The 16,450-nt window shown below is 53.8% G+C and carries 17 protein-coding genes; 5 read left to right on the forward strand and 12 right to left on the reverse strand.

Annotated features, from left to right (window positions below; genetic code table 11):
• Positions 1-29 precede the first annotated feature (29 nt).
• Positions 30-1,739 (reverse strand): glycoside hydrolase family 13 protein, encoded by a 1,710-nt coding sequence (locus KNP85_RS06670; protein ID WP_285800917.1) that lies wholly within the window; start codon positions 1,737-1,739, stop codon positions 30-32.
• A gap of 213 nt (positions 1,740-1,952) precedes the next feature.
• Here KNP85_RS06670 and KNP85_RS06675 point away from each other — a divergent pair, with 213 nt between their 5' ends.
• Both KNP85_RS06675 and KNP85_RS06680 read left to right on the forward strand, forming a co-directional pair.
• Positions 1,953-2,417 carry a GNAT family N-acetyltransferase gene (locus tag KNP85_RS06675; protein ID WP_131471471.1) on the forward strand — a complete coding sequence of 155 codons (465 nt, stop codon included), beginning with the start codon at positions 1,953-1,955 and terminating at the stop codon, positions 2,415-2,417.
• 47 nt (positions 2,418-2,464) lie between these two features.
• Positions 2,465-3,229, forward strand: coding sequence for a MerR family transcriptional regulator (locus KNP85_RS06680; RefSeq protein ID WP_214802327.1), 765 nt, complete (start codon positions 2,465-2,467; stop codon positions 3,227-3,229).
• Between the two features lie 26 nt (positions 3,230-3,255).
• Here KNP85_RS06680 and KNP85_RS06685 read toward each other — a convergent pair whose 3' ends face one another.
• The 5 genes from KNP85_RS06685 to KNP85_RS06705 form a co-directional block, all read right to left on the reverse strand.
• Positions 3,256-3,909, reverse strand: coding sequence for a hypothetical protein (locus KNP85_RS06685; protein ID WP_029594643.1), 654 nt, complete (start codon positions 3,907-3,909; stop codon positions 3,256-3,258).
• Between the two features lie 89 nt (positions 3,910-3,998).
• Positions 3,999-4,583 (reverse strand): hypothetical protein, encoded by a 585-nt coding sequence (locus KNP85_RS06690; RefSeq protein ID WP_021066075.1) that lies wholly within the window; start codon positions 4,581-4,583, stop codon positions 3,999-4,001.
• A gap of 12 nt (positions 4,584-4,595) precedes the next feature.
• The gene (locus KNP85_RS06695) at positions 4,596-5,738 is read right to left on the reverse strand and encodes a DegT/DnrJ/EryC1/StrS family aminotransferase (protein ID WP_214802330.1); all 1,143 of its coding nucleotides are present in this window, start codon (positions 5,736-5,738) and stop codon (positions 4,596-4,598) included.
• Entirely contained in the window at positions 5,735-6,577 is an 843-nt protein-coding gene (locus KNP85_RS06700; RefSeq protein ID WP_214802333.1) for an NAD-dependent epimerase/dehydratase family protein, read from the reverse strand. Before KNP85_RS06700 ends, KNP85_RS06695 begins: the two co-directional genes overlap by 4 nt.
• A gap of 29 nt (positions 6,578-6,606) precedes the next feature.
• Complete coding sequence (locus KNP85_RS06705) at positions 6,607-8,526, reverse strand: polysaccharide biosynthesis protein (RefSeq protein ID WP_214802336.1); 1,920 nt, start codon at positions 8,524-8,526, stop codon at positions 6,607-6,609.
• Positions 8,527-8,946: 420 nt separating this feature from the next.
• Between KNP85_RS06705 and KNP85_RS06710 the strand changes: the two genes are divergently transcribed.
• Positions 8,947-9,699 (forward strand): homing endonuclease associated repeat-containing protein, encoded by a 753-nt coding sequence (locus tag KNP85_RS06710; RefSeq protein ID WP_214750987.1) that lies wholly within the window; start codon positions 8,947-8,949, stop codon positions 9,697-9,699.
• Positions 9,700-9,736: 37 nt separating this feature from the next.
• Here the strand turns inward: KNP85_RS06710 and KNP85_RS06715 are convergent, their stop codons facing one another.
• The 4 genes from KNP85_RS06715 to speE all read right to left on the reverse strand — a co-directional run bounded on the left by KNP85_RS06715 (position 9,737) and on the right by speE (position 12,969).
• Positions 9,737-10,687, reverse strand: coding sequence for a sodium-dependent bicarbonate transport family permease (locus KNP85_RS06715; RefSeq protein ID WP_214802338.1), 951 nt, complete (start codon positions 10,685-10,687; stop codon positions 9,737-9,739).
• Between the two features lie 193 nt (positions 10,688-10,880).
• Positions 10,881-11,249 carry a Na-translocating system protein MpsC family protein gene (locus tag KNP85_RS06720; protein WP_021066069.1) on the reverse strand — a complete coding sequence of 123 codons (369 nt, stop codon included), beginning with the start codon at positions 11,247-11,249 and terminating at the stop codon, positions 10,881-10,883.
• A gap of 2 nt (positions 11,250-11,251) precedes the next feature.
• On the reverse strand, positions 11,252-12,133 hold the full coding sequence (gene speB / locus KNP85_RS06725; RefSeq protein WP_021066068.1) for an agmatinase: 882 nt from the start codon (positions 12,131-12,133) through the stop codon (positions 11,252-11,254).
• Positions 12,130-12,969 carry a polyamine aminopropyltransferase gene (gene speE / locus KNP85_RS06730; RefSeq protein WP_029594637.1) on the reverse strand — a complete coding sequence of 280 codons (840 nt, stop codon included), beginning with the start codon at positions 12,967-12,969 and terminating at the stop codon, positions 12,130-12,132. The genes speB and speE overlap by 4 nt, the downstream gene beginning before the upstream one ends.
• Positions 12,970-13,175: 206 nt before the next feature.
• Here speE and KNP85_RS06735 point away from each other — a divergent pair, with 206 nt between their 5' ends.
• Positions 13,176-14,096 (forward strand): EAL domain-containing protein, encoded by a 921-nt coding sequence (locus tag KNP85_RS06735; protein WP_021066066.1) that lies wholly within the window; start codon positions 13,176-13,178, stop codon positions 14,094-14,096.
• A gap of 39 nt (positions 14,097-14,135) precedes the next feature.
• Here KNP85_RS06735 and KNP85_RS06740 read toward each other — a convergent pair whose 3' ends face one another.
• Positions 14,136-14,276: a hypothetical protein gene (locus KNP85_RS06740; protein ID WP_021066065.1), complete on the reverse strand. Its 141-nt coding sequence runs from the start codon at positions 14,274-14,276 to the stop codon at positions 14,136-14,138.
• A gap of 138 nt (positions 14,277-14,414) precedes the next feature.
• On the opposite strand from KNP85_RS06740, the gene cls reads away from it, so the two are divergent.
• Positions 14,415-15,938: a cardiolipin synthase gene (cls, locus tag KNP85_RS06745; RefSeq protein ID WP_353048923.1), complete on the forward strand. Its 1,524-nt coding sequence runs from the start codon at positions 14,415-14,417 to the stop codon at positions 15,936-15,938.
• On the opposite strand, the gene KNP85_RS06750 is transcribed toward cls, so the two are convergent.
• Entirely contained in the window at positions 15,914-16,447 is a 534-nt protein-coding gene (locus KNP85_RS06750; protein ID WP_214802344.1) for a TVP38/TMEM64 family protein, read from the reverse strand. The genes cls and KNP85_RS06750 overlap by 25 nt on opposite strands.
• Between the last annotated feature and the right edge of the window lie 3 nt (positions 16,448-16,450).

Genomic DNA, 16,450 nt, shown 5'->3' on the forward strand with positions numbered 1-16,450 from the left:
AAAAAGACAGGGAATGTCCCTGTCTTCGATTAACTCATTTTATAGACGCGCCCCTCGAACGGCTTCAAGTGGACGAGTGTCGTCTCATCATGCGGCTCGAGCGGCATGTTTTGCAAGACGACGTCTTCCGAGCGAAGCGTGAGCTCCGTCGCAAAGATGGCTTCTTTGCCCGTCAAGTTCGTCATGACGAGGTATTGCGAGTCACCGAGCGTGCGCGTGTACGCGTAAATCTCCGGGTGCTCCGGCAAGACGATGTCATACGTCCCGTAAACGAACGTCTCGTCTTGCTTGCGAAGACGAATCATCTCTTTATAGAAGTTGAGAATCGAGTCGTCGTCTTCGAGCTGGGCGTCGACGTTGATGTCCGTGTAGTTCGGGTTGATGCCGAACCAAGGCGTCTCGGCGAACGTGAAGCCCGCGTTCGGGGCATCGCTCCACTGCATCGGTGTGCGCGTGTTATCACGTGACGAGTTCCACGTGATATCCATCATCTCCTCATGGCTCTTGCCATGTTCGAGACCGATGTAATAGCGGTTGCGTGTCGCGATATCGTCGTACTGGTCGATCGAGTCGAACTTCACGTTCGTCATGCCGATCTCTTGGCCTTGATAGATGAACGGCGTCCCTTGCATGAGGAAATACATCATCGCAATCGATTTCGCGCTCTCTTTCCAATAGCGCTCGTCATCACCCCATGACGACACGGTCCGTGTCTGATCGTGGTTCTCGACATAGAGGGCGTTCCAGCCGTCTTCTTCGAGACCTTTTTGCCATTTCGTCAGGACGTTCTTCAAGTGGACGACGTCGAGCTTCGACTCGGCGTCTTCACGCCAGAGACCCATGTGTTCGAATTGGAACACCATGTTCATCTTGCCTTCCTTCTCGCCGACCCAAAGGTGGGCGTCGTCAGGCGACACGCCGTTCGCTTCCCCGACCGTCATGATGTCGTGCTTGTTGAACGTCTCGTCGCGAAGCTCTTCCAAATAACCGTGAATCCCATCGACGTTCATGTGCATCTCGAACGATGGCACGAAGTCGAGGCCTTCTGGGTTCGGCAAATCGCCGAACGATGGATGTTTGCGGATGTGGCTGATTGCATCGACACGGAAGCCGTCGATGCCTTTGTCGAGCCACCAGTTGATCATGTTATAGATCGTCTGGCGCATCTCGGCGTTCTCCCAGTTCAGGTCCGGTTGTTTCTTCGAGAAGACGTGCAAGAAGTATTGCTCCGTCGTCTCATCGAACTCCCAGGCCGACCCGCCAAAGATTGACTCCCAGTTGTTCGGTTTCGAGCCGTCGGGTTTGCCGTCACGCCAAATGTACCAGTCACGCTTCGGATTGTCTTTCGAGCTCTTCGATTCGATGAACCATGGGTGCTCGTCCGACGTATGGTTGACGACGAGGTCGAGCAACAACTTCATGCCGCGTGCATGGACTTCCGTCAACAGTCGATCGAAGTCTTCCATCGATCCGAACTCGTCCATGATGTCCTGATAGTCGCTAATGTCATAGCCGTTGTCATCATTCGGCGACTTATACATCGGACAAATCCAGATGACGTCGACGCCGAGGTCTTTTAAATAGTCGAGCTTATCGATGATGCCTTGGATGTCGCCGATTCCATCGCCGTTCGCATCGTAGAAGCTGCGCGGGTAGATTTGATAAGCGACGGCTTCTTTCCACCAGTTTCGTTTCAGTGTTTTCGTTTGTGTGTGTTGGTCACGTTGTAAAAGTTGCATGTCTCAATGATACTCCCTTATCCCTAAACTCACTGCGCATCCTATATACTAATATCAGTGCTGTTCTCTCTATATCGCATTAGCGCAATCGTTTGCACGATGCACTACGTTTATCTTATCAAAAATTCGAAATCAATACAAAGAGTGTTTCAACAGCTTACTCACCGTGTACCCTACACGAATTTGAAATGAAATGAAAGTGAGGCGACTTATATGATTCGTTTGGCCACACAGGCCGATCTTTCGGCAATTGATCAACTAATTTTGCAGAAAGCCCAAGCTTTTCAGGCAGCCGGAAAAACGCAATGGGTGAAATATTTGGAACCGAGCCGGACCGATTTTGTGACTCATGACGTCACGAACGGGACCGTGTATGTATATGAAACAAATGGAACCATCACCGGGTCGGTCAGTTTGATTCCGCCGACGGCTTGGGATGAGAATTTATGGGACGATTCCCGGGGGGCCGTCTATTTACATCGGCTCGTCGTCGACGACCGAATGAAAGGCCAACAAATCGGCGAACAGCTGATGCGTCATGCACTCGCAGCAACGTCGGACCGGATTCGCCTCGACTGCGTCGCCACGAATTCCTTTTTGAACGCCTATTATCCCCGCTTCGGCTTCCGGTATGTCGGCGAACGGGATGGCTTTTCCTTATTTGAAACAAAGGCTTGACCTTGACGCGACGTCAACGTGTACGCTGAATCCAAGGAGGTGAGGACATGTATACGATTCAACAGCTCGCCACACTCGCCGGCACGACCACACGGACGCTACGGCACTATGATGCGGTCGGTCTACTTGTTGCCGAGCGTGACGCCAAAGGGTATCGCCGTTACTCGTCACATGACGCCGTGCGTTTACAGTCGATTCTGCTATATCGCTCGCTCGACTTTCCACTCGAGACGATTCAGGCGTTGCTCGAAGCCGAACCATTCGATCGGACCCGTGCCCTCGAGGAGCAGGTGACCGCCCTGCGCGCGAAGGCCGCCTATTTCGCGACACTCGCCGAGACGGCGGAATCGACGCTCACCTCACTGAGAGGAGGAATTCCAATGGAAGACAAATCGTTGTTCAACGGCCTGTCGTTTGACGAACTGAAAGCCCATGAAGCGAAACACGAACCCGAGGTCGTGGAGCGTTGGGGCGAGAGCGAGGCGTACAAGACGTCACGTACGCGCGCCGACAAGCGCTCGAAAGAAGACTGGGAAGCTCTCAGTCAACAGCAAGTCGATCTCGTCAAACCGCTGGTCGACTTGTTCACGGCCGGTGTCCCGGTCGAAGACCCACGTGTCCAAGCGGCCGTCCAGGCGAACCACATGTTCATCAACGACCAGTTTTATGACTGCTCGCTCGACATGTTCAGCGGACTCGGACAGATGTACGTCATGGACGAGCGTTTCACCGCATTCTATGACAAGTACGCCCCAGGACTTGCCGTCTACTATAACGACGCCATCCAACACTATTGCATCACCCAAAGCTAAACGGCCAAAGCATCGCGCTTTGGCCGTTATTTCGCCGTTCGGCGGTCATAGACATCTTCCTTTAACAGCAACTCGATTTGCCGTCTCAGGAGCGGGAGCGCTGTCGTGAGCTGTAAATACGGGTACGTGGCAAAGTTATCCGTCCCACCGATATAGAGCACGGCCCGGTCGACCACAGACCAGCCCCGCTCGGTCCACTGTTCGATTCGTGCCTCACAGACGTCCGGTTTGGCCCGAAACGCCCAGTATGCCTCAATCTGCCCTTCGGCGATCGTCGGTTTGACCGTCAGCACCGGACAATCGAATCGAGCGAGGACACTCGGGTCAATCGGTCCCGTCTCATGGGTGACGATCAGTTGTGGGTCGAGACGATCGAGCCACATCGTCGTCTTCGCATCGTTTAACGAAGTGACCCGCAGGATGTGATGGAACGGAATCGGCTCGTCATTCAACGGATAGCGACCTTTCAATTCTCGAATCCGGGCCCGGCTGGATACGCGCATGAGAGGCGCCATCGACCGGACATAAGCGTGTGTCAGCCAATGGTTGAGCGATTCGGGTCGATGCTCGCTCGGACCATCTTCTCGAATCACATGGGTCACCCCTAGATTGCGAATCGCCTGATAGACGTAGGCGGATGTGCGATGTTCCCCGACAAGTAACACGATTGGTCGGCCCATGGCGTTTCCCTCCTTCCAAGATGTCGCAGTTCAATTCGAAATCTAACGAGATGACAAATGCTCCGTTCATCGCGATTCCTCCTCCATGTTCACTTCTTTCCATCACACGACTCACGAAGCTCCAACTCGGCGAGTGCCCGTTTCCAAGAGCCATACCGCCGCGATATTTTGGCAACACTCGGTCGTTTATGTTGTTTGGCCCATTTCTGATAAGTGACGGCGTTGAATGGGACCACGACCCGGCTTGCTTCGAGTAACGATTGGACGATTTCTGCTTTTTCACGTTCTGGTTGGACGGTAAAATGGAGTTCTTCTAAACGCTCAACCGTTTTCACGGCCAGACTCCAAGACCCGAAGTGGGAAATAATATCACCTAGGGAAGGGGCGACTTGACCTTTGGCCCATTGTTGATAGTGGGTGCTCGTCAATCTCCCTTCCTGTTCAAGTGCGAGCCGAAGCGCTGCGATGAGTTCTTGTTGGGTATACTGTTTGCGGGATTCGACGAGCCCGGCCGCTTTTAATGCGCCGGTCCATGACCCATAAAAATTGAGAACGTCGAGGAACGTCGGGACGTCTCGGTCTCGGCTCCAGAGCTGATATTGTTTGACAGTGAGGGTCGGAGTCAGAGATGCAGCGGCTCGAAGCGACTGGATAATCTCTGCTTCCCGGTTCATCGTTCGTCCTCCTCAGACACTTTGTTCGGTCACGATTGTACGTGTATCGAGTACCGTCTGGATGACTTGCTGTTGTTCTCCGAGCGTCAAATCAGACCCTGACGGAAGACAGATGCCGTTTTCGAAGAGTCGGCGACTGACGTCTTCTCCGTCGACCGACACGTATTCCGCATCGCGGAAGACGGGCTGTAAGTGCATCGGCTTCCAGACAGGACGCGATTCAATCCCGGCCGTGGCGAGCCGCTGCATCAACGTGTCACGATGCAATTCGGTTTGGTCCAATTGCATGGCCGTGAGCCAACGGTTGGCCCGCGAATACGGGACCTCTTGTTGATACGTCGTCCCCAGTTGCCGGAACATGCGCTCGTAGCGGGCGAAGACGCGACGTCTCGCTTGGACACGCTGTTCAATCACTTCGAGCTGTCCCCGACCAATACCGGCCGAGACATTGCTCAATCGATAGTTGTAACCGACTTGTTCATGCTCATAATGCGGCGCGTCTTCCCGGGCTTGCGTGGCCAACTTGAGCGCTAACTGTTTCGTTTCCGCATTCGGCACCATGAGCATGCCGCCGCCTGAGGTCGTGATGATTTTGTTGCCGTTGAACGAATAGAAGCCGATGTCGCCGATCGTGCCCGTCATCTGCCCGTGCCATGTCGACCCAAGTGATTCGGCCGCATCTTCAATCAGCGGGACACCATACTCGCGGCAAATGTGGCGAATCTCACCTATTTTCGCGACGACGCCATAGAGATGCACGACGATGACTGCTTTCGGAAGTTTCCCTTTCGTCGCCGCTTGGACGAACGCTTTCCGGAGCGCGTCCGGCGACATGTTCCACGTCGTCGTTTCCGAATCGATAAAGACCGGGATCGCCCCGACATAACGGATCGGGTTGACCGATGCCACGAACGTGAGCGATTGACAGAAGACTGTGTCATTTGTCCCGACACCGAGAGTAAGTAGTGCTAAATGGAGGGCGGCCGTGCCCGAACTTGTCGCCAAGGCGTGAGGATGGTCCGCATATGCAGCCACTTCCGCTTCAAACGCATTGACGTTCGGGCCGAGCGGTGCAATCCAATTGCTCGCGAACGCCTCTTCGATATAAGCCATCTCACGTCCGGACATATGCGGCTTCGATAATAAGATGTTCATTTGATGCCCTCCTTCATCATGTTTTTATACGAGATATACCAGTCGACGACTTGCTCGAGCCCTTCAAATAACGATGTGCTCGGGCTGAAGCCGATCAACGTATCGAGCGTCGGGGTGTCCGACTGGCGAAGCACCGATGCCCGCATCGGTAGCGACGTCTTGGCTGACTTGTTGAGGATATGGCCGACATCGGACAGTAACGTTTGAACGTTCACGTAGTCCGAGGCCGGGATTTGAAAGTAACCGACGGGCGACAGCCCCGTTTGAACCAAACGCAATAGTCGAACGACCGACTCGACGACGTCGTCGATATAGGAGACGTTGATGATATCCGTCGCATAATAGCCGGAGAGACGAACCCCGCGGTCGACGGCGACGATTGCTTTGGATACGAGTGTCGTGGCATCGTCCCAAGGGCCGAAGACGTCTTCCGTGAAAAGATGGATGGCGGGACCTTCTTCGTTCACTTCCTGTATCGGGAGGTCAAACGTGATGAACGACTTGAGCGGCACACGTTTCGTATGCAGTGCGATATATCGCTTCATCAGCTCATAACGTTCGAGCGGGTCGTCGACGGTACGGGTCGAACATAAGATGATGTGATGCGGGTCATGTCGATTCAACATGCTACGCATGACCGTCTTGTTCGCGAGTGTTGTACGAATCAATTGAAACTGCGGGTGCGTCAAGACGTAGAGACGTTGTTTGGCGATTCTCGTCTTGTGTCGTCCCTCATCATCGATGCCGACGACATCAAACCCTTCTTGTAACAGTCGACGTGCCAGATGGAACCCTTGAAAACTGGCGACGCCGACGATGAGCACTGTTTGATCGACCATCGTTCTCCCCTCCTCGCTCATAGTGGCGTTCAGTTCCCATCGGCGAGACGTGACGCGGCGATATGAGGACGCATTCGTTTCACTCCGTGTGTGAACAGCCGTTCGATGTCTCGGTCGAGGTCGTCACTGTTGGCGATGAACAGCAACAGATACATCAACGCGTCACGGTCATCGCGGAACGTTTCAATCAGATGCAAGACGGAGGAGACGGTTTTGAACGGGCGGGTCTGACCGACGAAGATTTTCGGGAAGACGTTCGCTTCCGGACCGAGCTCACTTTCAGCCAACAGTTCTTCGTACAACTTCTCACCGGGGCGAATCCCTGTAACCTCGATGCCGATTTGGTCGGTCGTGAAGCCGCTCAACTCGATCATCTTTTTCGCCAAATCGATGATTTTGACCGGGTCACCCATATCGAGCACGAACACTTCACCGCCTCGCGCTAAGACGCTCGCTTGAATGACGAGGCGACTCGCTTCCGGAATGGTCATGAAGTAACGGGTCATCTCGGCGTCGGTGACGGTGACCGGTCCCCCGCGTAAAATTTGTTCTTTAAACAGCGGGACGACCGAGCCGCGGCTGCCGAGGACATTCCCGAAGCGCACGACCGCGAAAATCGTGTCGCTGGCACGTGCCTTCTCTTGAACGACCATCTCGGCGATGCGTTTCGTCGAACCCATCACATTTGTCGGGTTGACCGCCTTATCCGTCGAGATCATGATGAAGCGATTTACTTTATGCCGGGCCGCGACGTCGACCATATGTTTCGTTCCGTAAATATTGTTTTTGACGGCTTCGAGCGGGTTGCCCTCCATGAGAGGAACGTGTTTGTGGGCGGCGGCGTGATAGACGATGTCCGGTTTATACATCCGGAACACCTCTTCAAGCCGGGCCTCGTCCTGCACGTCCCCGATGACGGGATGAAGCACCGTCTCCATCCCGAGTTCGCGCAACTCTCGTTCAATCAAATAAATACTGTTCTCGCCGTGACCGAGGAGAATCATTTCAGCCGGGGCGAATTTGATGAGCTGGCGGCACAGTTCCGAACCGATCGATCCACCGGCACCTGTGACGAGTACCGTCGCGCCTTCCACATGACTAGATATTCCAGATATGTCCAACTGGACCGGCTCTCGGCCGAGCAAGTCCTCGATTTTCACTTCACGGATTTCACTGATGGACACCTTCCCGGTCGCGAGCTCCGAAATCATCGGTAACGCATGGGATTCTGCGCCCGTCTTCTCAATCCGTTTGAGCAAGGCCAGGCGTCGCGCATAGGACAGGCTCGGGATGGCCAAAATCACGACTTCAATCCCATGCTCTTGGATGATTCGCTCTAAATCGTCCGTCATCCCGAGCACCGGCACCCCGTGCACGTAAAGCGATTGAAGATGTGGATCGTCATCGAGCAGTCCGACGACGCAGAGGACGGTCGTGCGATGTTCTTTTAACTCACGGACGATCAACTGGCCCGAATCACCGGCGCCGATGATGAGCGCTTTTCGTCCGGGGTGGTTGGAGTGTGGTTTGAACACATCGAAGACGTGGTTACGAGCCAAGAATCGCGTGAATAAAATCAAGTTGAAGGCGAGCAACCCTTGGACGGCAATCATCATGCCGAGCCCTGCCCCGAAGTGGAACTGGTTGTAGGCGTACAACACCAAGTCACTGCTCAGTAAAGCGATGGCGACTTGTTTCATCTCATGGACCGAGGCGTAGCGCCAGTCGATGCGATGGATTTTTAACACCGTCCCGACGAGACTGAAGCTGATGATTTTGATACCGACCATCGTCAACATTTCGCTCGATTCGAGCGCTGCGTACGACGTGAGCGTCGAGAACAGCAATTCGAACGTCACATAGAGGACAAATGAGACGATTAAGATGTCGAGACATAAGAACAGCAAATTCCGTTGGTTCTTCCGATACACGTTCACAAGTGTTGCCATGGTAGTTCGCACCTCCAAGAGTCTGAGTTGTTCGTTCGTGGTGTGGGTTGGAATGCGCAAAAGATGCGTCGATGCTAGTAAACTACCCGACTCTTCTCGACAAATTTAAAGATAAAACAAGCTTTTTCTCATGAACGACACGGATGGCAACAAAGAAGTTCACGAAATTATTATCATGATTTCTTTCACATAATGAATAATTGTCGGACAAACGGGAAATGGAAATATACATAACCCGAATTGGGTATCGTTTACATTATCTTGAATTTCGTCTAAAACATCATGTAAGGAGGGAAACATCGATCGCACGCATTCTTTTTGACTAGCTCGTTGACTCTTCAACCAATACAAGCTGTTCATTCACACCAAGAGACCTTCCGAGACGCTCGCTGCGTCTCCCTCCAAAGGAGAGACACCAAGATGAAAAAATGGACACGCCCTCAAATCGTACAAGCGTTGCAGTTAGCTGCTCAAGAACATGCCGAGCTCGATTCAAAACGGTACAGCGTTTGGTCGCAAACCAAAAACGTACCGTCCCTTTCCACCGTTATCCACCAGTTCGGGTCTTGGCGCGAAGCACTCGTCGCCGCCCAAATTCAAATGTCGTTCCATTACTATTCAGATGAGGATATCCTTCAGGCATTGAATCAAGCCGCTGAGGAACTTTCGCTCTTCACGAGCCAAACGTATCGGGAGTGGTCGAAAGTAACACGTTCCCCGTCGCTGACGTTAATCAGCAGCCGGTTCGGCTCTTGGTCAAACGCGCTCCGGGAAGCCAAACTTCAGACGACCGCGGCGAAAAACAATGAAGAACGAATTATCCAAGCGTTGATTGAAGCGTCCGAGGAACTCGAACGTCTCACATCTCAGCATTACGCCATCTGGGCCCAAGAGCGCGGCTATCCGACGGTCGCAACCATCGCCCGGAAGTACGGGTCATGGAGCTACGCCTTATTCGTCCTCGATATCGCCCCGCCGAAGCGGAAATGGGATGAAGAGGACGTCATCGAGGCGCTCCGCGTTGCTAAACAAGAGTTATCACACTTCAGCATCCTCCATTATCGGAAATGGGCCGAAGGGCGCAACGTGCCGAGCACGTCGACCATCAACGCCCTATTCGGCAGCTGGACGGCAGCGTTGAAATGTATGGAAGAACAAAAAGTGAATCAATGAAAACAGGCCTGGTCTCGAATGGAGACCAGGCCTGTTTTCAGGTGACGATAGAAATGAACAATGGAATGCCGACGAGCAGATTGAACGGGAACGTGACAGCGAGGGCGAGCGTCAAATAAAACGACGGTTCCGCTTCGGGCACCGACGCCTGAAGCATGGCCGGGGCGGCGATATACGACCCACTCGCGGCGAGCGTCATGAAGAGAATCGTTCCCCCGTCCGACAGTCCGGCCATCCCGGCCGCGATGTAACCGATGACGGCCCCGACGAGAGGAAACGTCATGCCAATGACTAAAAACTTGAGGCCATAGGACGGCACCGCCTTCAACTGATGACCGACCTTGACGCCCAGGCTGAGCAGGAACAAGAGCAAGACGCCCGGGAACAAGTCGATGAAAAACGGTTCGAGCGCTGATGTATCCGGTGTGACAATTCCGACGACGAGACCGGCCAACAACAGCAGAATGCTCTTTGAAAGCAGACTGTCGCGGATGACCGTGAGCGATTGAGTCGGGGCCGCCGTAATCCCGAGGACACGGCTCTGATTGTAGAGCAACAGCGCGACGACGAGACCCGGAATCTCGAGCATGACGACGAGCGTCGTCATGAACGGTTCATAGACGATACCAAGACGTTCGAGCTGGGCCGTCGCGGCGACATATGTCACGAGCGAGACCGAGCCAAACGTGGCCGCCATGGCGATCCGTTCCGGGAACGTGAATTTGAGTAGCGAGCCGATTCCAAAGGCGACGAGCGGCAAGATGATGCCGACGACGAGCGTCACTGCCAGTGGGAGTGCCAACTCGTCCATCGACACCGAGGCGAGACCGATTCCCCCTTTCAACCCGATGGCGAGCAGTAAGTACAAGTTGAGCGTGATGCTGAGCGACTCCGGGATTCGTAAATTCGATTTTCCGAGAGCGGCAATCACACCGGTCACGAATAGGAGCACCGGGGCGCTCGTCAATAAAAACGTCAATAGTTCCATACATTTCCTCCTAGACGACAAAAGCGCACACCAAAGAAAGGTGTGCGCTGCATGCCGACGGCTCGAACGCGTTCGCTCCGTCTAGCCGACAACTGTCGGATGTGTAGTTAGTCAGCTCCGGTTCAGGACGACGGGGATGTCTCGCGGACACCACCAATCCTGAACCGTCTCTGCTTCTAGTGTAAAAACGTCGTCACGGCTTGTCAATCCCATTCTCCCATGGCGCATCGAGGCGAAAGACGATGAGGCGTTCCCCTGTCTTCGTGCTGATGTCCGTATGGAGCGAAACGAGTCGCCGCCCGAGTACGTCGTGCACGATGGCCTCGAGCTGAGGCCGACCGGATTCGACGAGGTTGTTGCGGTACTTCTTCAATTGCTCGCGTCCGGCCGATTTGGCGGCCAGTTCGTACTCGGCCGGGGTCAAGACGCCTTGGAGCGTCACGATCGCCAGGTCGCGGAGCAAATCTGCTTTACACGTCAAGGAACCGCGTCCGAGATACTCTTTCTCCCATTGGGTGATGCGAGCACTCAGCTCCATCTCGAGCTGACCTTTTTTCGGCATCGTTACTTCACGAACCCGATCATCATCTCGCGAAGGATCTTCGCGGCGGCGATGGCCGTCATGTCCGACTGATCGTACGCCGGTGACACTTCGACGAGGTCGGCCCCGATAACGTCGACGTCGGCGTTCGCGATAGCGTGGACCGCTTCAAGCAACTCTTTCGTCGTGATGCCGCCGATCTCTTGCGTGCCCGTTCCCGGCGCTGCCGATGGGTCGAGGACGTCGATGTCGATCGTGACGTATACTTTCTTCCCGGCGAGCGTCGGCAACACGCGTTTGAGCGGTTCGATCACTTCATATTTATACATGTTATAGCCGACTTCTTTGACCCAGTCGAACTCTTCTTTCATCCCAGAACGAATTCCGAACGAGTAACAGTTCGATGGCCCAATCAAGTTGGCCGCTTTTTTGAGCGGTGTCGAGTGCGACAACGGCTCGCCTTCGTATTCGTCACGGAGGTCCGTGTGCGCATCGAAGTGAAGAATGACGAAATCGTCGCCGTATGCATCGTGCATCGCCTTGATGACCGGCCAAGTGACGAGGTGTTCCCCACCCATACCGAGCGGGAACTTGCCTGCTTGGATGACGTCTTTGACGAACGACTCGATCATGTCGAGCGACTTTTGTGCGTTCCCGAACGGAAGCGGGATGTCACCGGCGTCATAGACGGCGGCTTCACTCAAGTCCCCATCCAAGTACGGGCTGTACTCTTCAAGCCCGATTGAGACTTCACGGATCCGGTTCGGGCCGAAACGTGAACCCGGACGGAAACTGACCGTCCAGTCCATCGGCATCCCGTAAAGGACCGTCTTCGCGTCTGCGACTTCTGGCAGGCTCGCGATGAACACTTTGCCTGAATAGGCTTCATCGAAACGTTTAATCATTTCGTCAAGTCCTCCACGAATTTAGGCAGGACGAAGGCCGCATTGTGAAGCTTCGGCGTGTAGTACTTCGTCTCGATGTCATGGAAACGCTCCGGAGCCACTGCTTCCGGATCATACTGCTTCGAACCGATTGTGAACGTCCACATGCCGCTCGGGTACGTCGGTACGTTCGCAGTGTAGAGCTTCGTGATCGGGAAGATTTCTTTCACGTCACGTTGGACTGTCTGGATGAGCTCTGGCGTGAACCATGGGTTGTCCGTCTGCGCGACGAAGATTCCATCGGCTTTGAGCGCTCTCGAGATTCCGGCGTAGAATCCTTTCGTGAACAAGTTGGCCGCTGGGCCGACTGGTTCTGTCGAGTCGACCATGATGACGTCGTACTCGTTCTCAGACTCAGCGATATGCATGAAGCCGTCGCCGACGATGACTTCAACGCGTGGGTTGTCGAGTTCGCCTGCGATGTTTGGTAAGTATTTCTTCGAATATTCAATGACTTTCCCGTCGATGTCGACGAGAACTGCTTTTTCGACTGATGGGTGTTTCATAATCTCACGGATGACGCCGCCGTCTCCGCCGCCGACTACGAGCACATGCTTCGGATTCGGGTGCGTAAAGAGTGGGACGTGAGCCACCATCTCGTGATAGACGAATTCGTCCTTATCCGTCGTCATGACCATTCCGTCAAGCAACAACATTGTTCCGAACTCGTCCGTTTCGACCATTTCTAGTCGTTGAAACTCCGTTTGTTCGCTCTCATAAACGTGGTTTACACGGAACGTGATTCCGTAATCTTCTGTCTGGTGCTCCGTAAACCATAATTTTAATTTTTGGTCCATCGATAGAACCCCTTTCTGTTCAAAAAGTTGTTCGTATGCGAGTGGCGTTTTGAGGCGCTTCTTATTCATACGATAGGAAGTATACAAAAACTGCCCGCATTTTGCACGATTTTTTTATTTATTTGTCCCGTCGTGTGAGTTTTATGTGAGTTTTATCCGATAAACTAAATAGAACCAACTTTATCTCTTGGAAAGGAGGAATGTACATGTGGTCTCCCTGTACCGCCTGCTCCACGAACATCCCGTTCTTTGAGCGCGGCCTTGTCGTCGTCAACGACACGTTCCATCCGTATGAATCGTTAGATGAATTAAGCGCACACCTCTCCACCGTCGAGGAGGACGTCTATTGCGTTGATCAAGTGACGAAACGTCAAACTGCAATCATCTCGGCGAGTAATCTGCTCGAACAAATCGCCAACCGTGATACGATCGAACTCATTCAACACGGTGAATTCGAGAGCCATCTGCAACCAATCGTCCATCTCGATACCGGTGAACGATTCGGTTACGAAGCGTTACTCCGCAGTCGCAATAACGTCTCTCCCGGAGAACTGTTCCGCGCGGCCAACCGTTTCGGCCTGCATTCCAAACTCGACCAGCGCGCTCGCGCCGAGGCGATTAAGGCGACCTATCATGCCGTCGCCCCGCACGAGAAGACGTTCATCAACTTCTTGCCGTCGACGATTTATAACCCGGACTATTGTCTGCAACACACGTTCGAGATTATCGATCAATACGGACTCAGTCCCGACCGTTTCATCTTTGAAGTCGTCGAGACGGAGAAAGTGCAAGACGTGGCCCACTTGCAGCACGTGTTCTCTACATATAAGAAGCGCGGCATGAAAGTCGCCCTCGACGATGTCGGGGCCGGTTTCTCGACGCTCGATATGTTGAAACGCCTCGAACCAGACTATGTCAAAATCGACCGGTCGTACATCTCGTTTTGCGATCAAGACGCCGAAAAACGGACATTCTTGAAAAACGTACGTCAATTGACCAAATCGATGGACATCACGATTCTGGCCGAAGGCATCGAACGCGCCGAAGAAGTCGACGTCTGTCGTGAACTCGGATTCGACCTCGCCCAAGGCTATTACTTTGGCAAACCGTCCCCGTATTCGCTTTGACGCAACGAAGGCCTAGAGCATCCGCTCTAGGCCGTTTTTTTAATCGTCTTCTTCCTCATCCATATCTTCTTGCATTTCCGTATCTTCATTGTTCATCGGTTCTTCGTCTGCTCCCCCGCAAGCCCCGAGAATGATGCCTGTCGCTAAGAGCGACGCGGCCAATGCACCTTTTTTCTTCATCGCTAACACCCCTTTTACGTTATGTCGTACAGTTACGATAATTCCCTTCGCCCATATCGTGAAACGTAATTTTAGATTAACAATGTGTAAACGGTGGAATGAATTCAGTGATGACAACTGAACAGAAAGAAGGTGTACGTGTTGAAACGACGCGTCTGGCAACTCCTCACCATGATTGTACTCGGCCTCCTCCTTCTCCTCGTCCTCTATTCCGTGGACGGATTGATTCCATTCTTGATCGGTCTCGCCATCGTGGCGCCGCTCCTCGTCGGCTGGTATATTTTATTCGACCAGGTCCAACCTCAGGCCAAACTCGCTTGGCTACTCGCCGTCCTGTTCATCCCGTTCCTCGGCGCCCTCGCCTGGGTATTGTTCGGACGGACGCCGCGACGCCATCGTCGGATTAAGCGGACTTCGACCGAGATTCGCATGTTCCGGCAAGCGATTGAAGCGGAACGCATCGAGACGTCCAACGACGTGTCCGATCGGTATCCGCTCACGCGCACGCTCGAAAAACTAGGGGCGACCGGTGCGGACGGCCACACTTCGACGAAACTGCTCGTCAACGGGGAGGCCAAGTTCGAAGCGGTGCTCCACGACATCGAGCAAGCGACGCATCACATCCATGTCCAATATTACCTGTTTCGGACCGATGAGATTTCGCTCAAAATCCGCGACGCCTTGATCAAGCGCTCGAATGAGAACGTCACCGTCCGGTTCTTGTATGACGGGCTCGGCAGTCAGGAAATCAATGAAGATTTCATCGAACCGCTCCGCGAGTCCCGTGTCCACGTCGAGGCGTTCGACCCGGTCGTCCACCCGCTCCTCGTCTTTAATGCCAACTTCCGCAATCATCAGAAGTTGATCGTCATCGATGGACGAATCGCTTACACGGGTGGCCTGAACGTCGGAGATGAATATTTGGGCAAACATAAAAAGCTCGGATTTTGGCGCGATACCCATCTGCGTCTCGAAGGGCCGCTCGTCCGGGAATTGCAGCGCCTGTTCGTCGAGAATTGGCTGTATGCCGGTCATGAGGAAGACAAAGAGACGTGGGACTTGTTTGCCGACAGCAAACACTTACCGGAATACTTTATCGATGAGCCGCAACAAGAAAACGGGGCGACGCAACTGCTCGTCACATCACCAGGGAAAGATGTGACGATTCGAGACGGGCTCATGGCTCTGTTGATGCAGGCGAAAGAATCGATTTGGATGACGACCCCTTACTTGATTCCGCCTCCCGAAATGCTCGCGCTGTTAGAAGTCGCCGGCAAGCGCGGCATCGACGTCCGAATCGTCGTGCCTGGAAAAGGAGACGAATGGTTCAGCTTTCATGCGACCGAGTATTATTTTGAGCAATTGCTCAAACGGAATATCCGGATTTATAAATACAATCGTCATTTCATCCACGCAAAAACCGTCCTCATCGATGGCAAGATTGCGCTCGTCGGGACGGCTAACTTTGATTTTCGGAGCATGTATTTGAACCATGAGATGACCATCGCCCAGTTCGAGACGTCATCCATTCAAGAGTTGCACGAAGCGTTCTTGAACGACTTCGATGAATCAATTCTCGTCGACTGGTCGATGCTACGTAAGAAATCGAACGGCAAACGCTTCGTCGAAGCGTTCTGTCATATCTTCTCGCCGCTTCTCTGAGACAAACACCACACGACGTATAAAACGGCGAGAACGGCGACGAGAACGAGTTGCCACCCGCTCGCTACGGTCAGGATGGCCGTGACGGCGAGTGCCTCAATCAAGAGCGCCGGGACTTTTCCAATCGTGCTCGCTACAGCGAACGAGGGGAGCGACATCCTGCTGAAGGCGGCCGACAGCGTGACGAGACCAGACGGCACGAACGGTAACAGCCGGAGCCCGAGGACGAGGAACCAAGCCTCGACCCTTTCGGCCTCACGGAGACGCCGCAGCCGCTTTCCGTCCGGTGACGTGTAGCGATGGAGTGCCTGCCGATACAGGATAAAGCTGAGCACGGCGCCGACGGCCTCACCGACGATGGAGACGGCGACCCCTGGTCCGAACCCTAACAGTTGAACATTCAGCGCCGTCAAAAAGGCGCTCGGCAACACGCCCGCGATGGCGATGATGCTGTTTAAGATGATGCTGACCACGACAAACAACGGGATCGGCAGAACTTCCCATTCCATTCA

Source organism: Exiguobacterium sp. s194 (genome assembly GCF_018618275.1).
Classification (GTDB): domain Bacteria; phylum Bacillota; class Bacilli; order Exiguobacteriales; family Exiguobacteriaceae; genus Exiguobacterium; species Exiguobacterium chiriqhucha.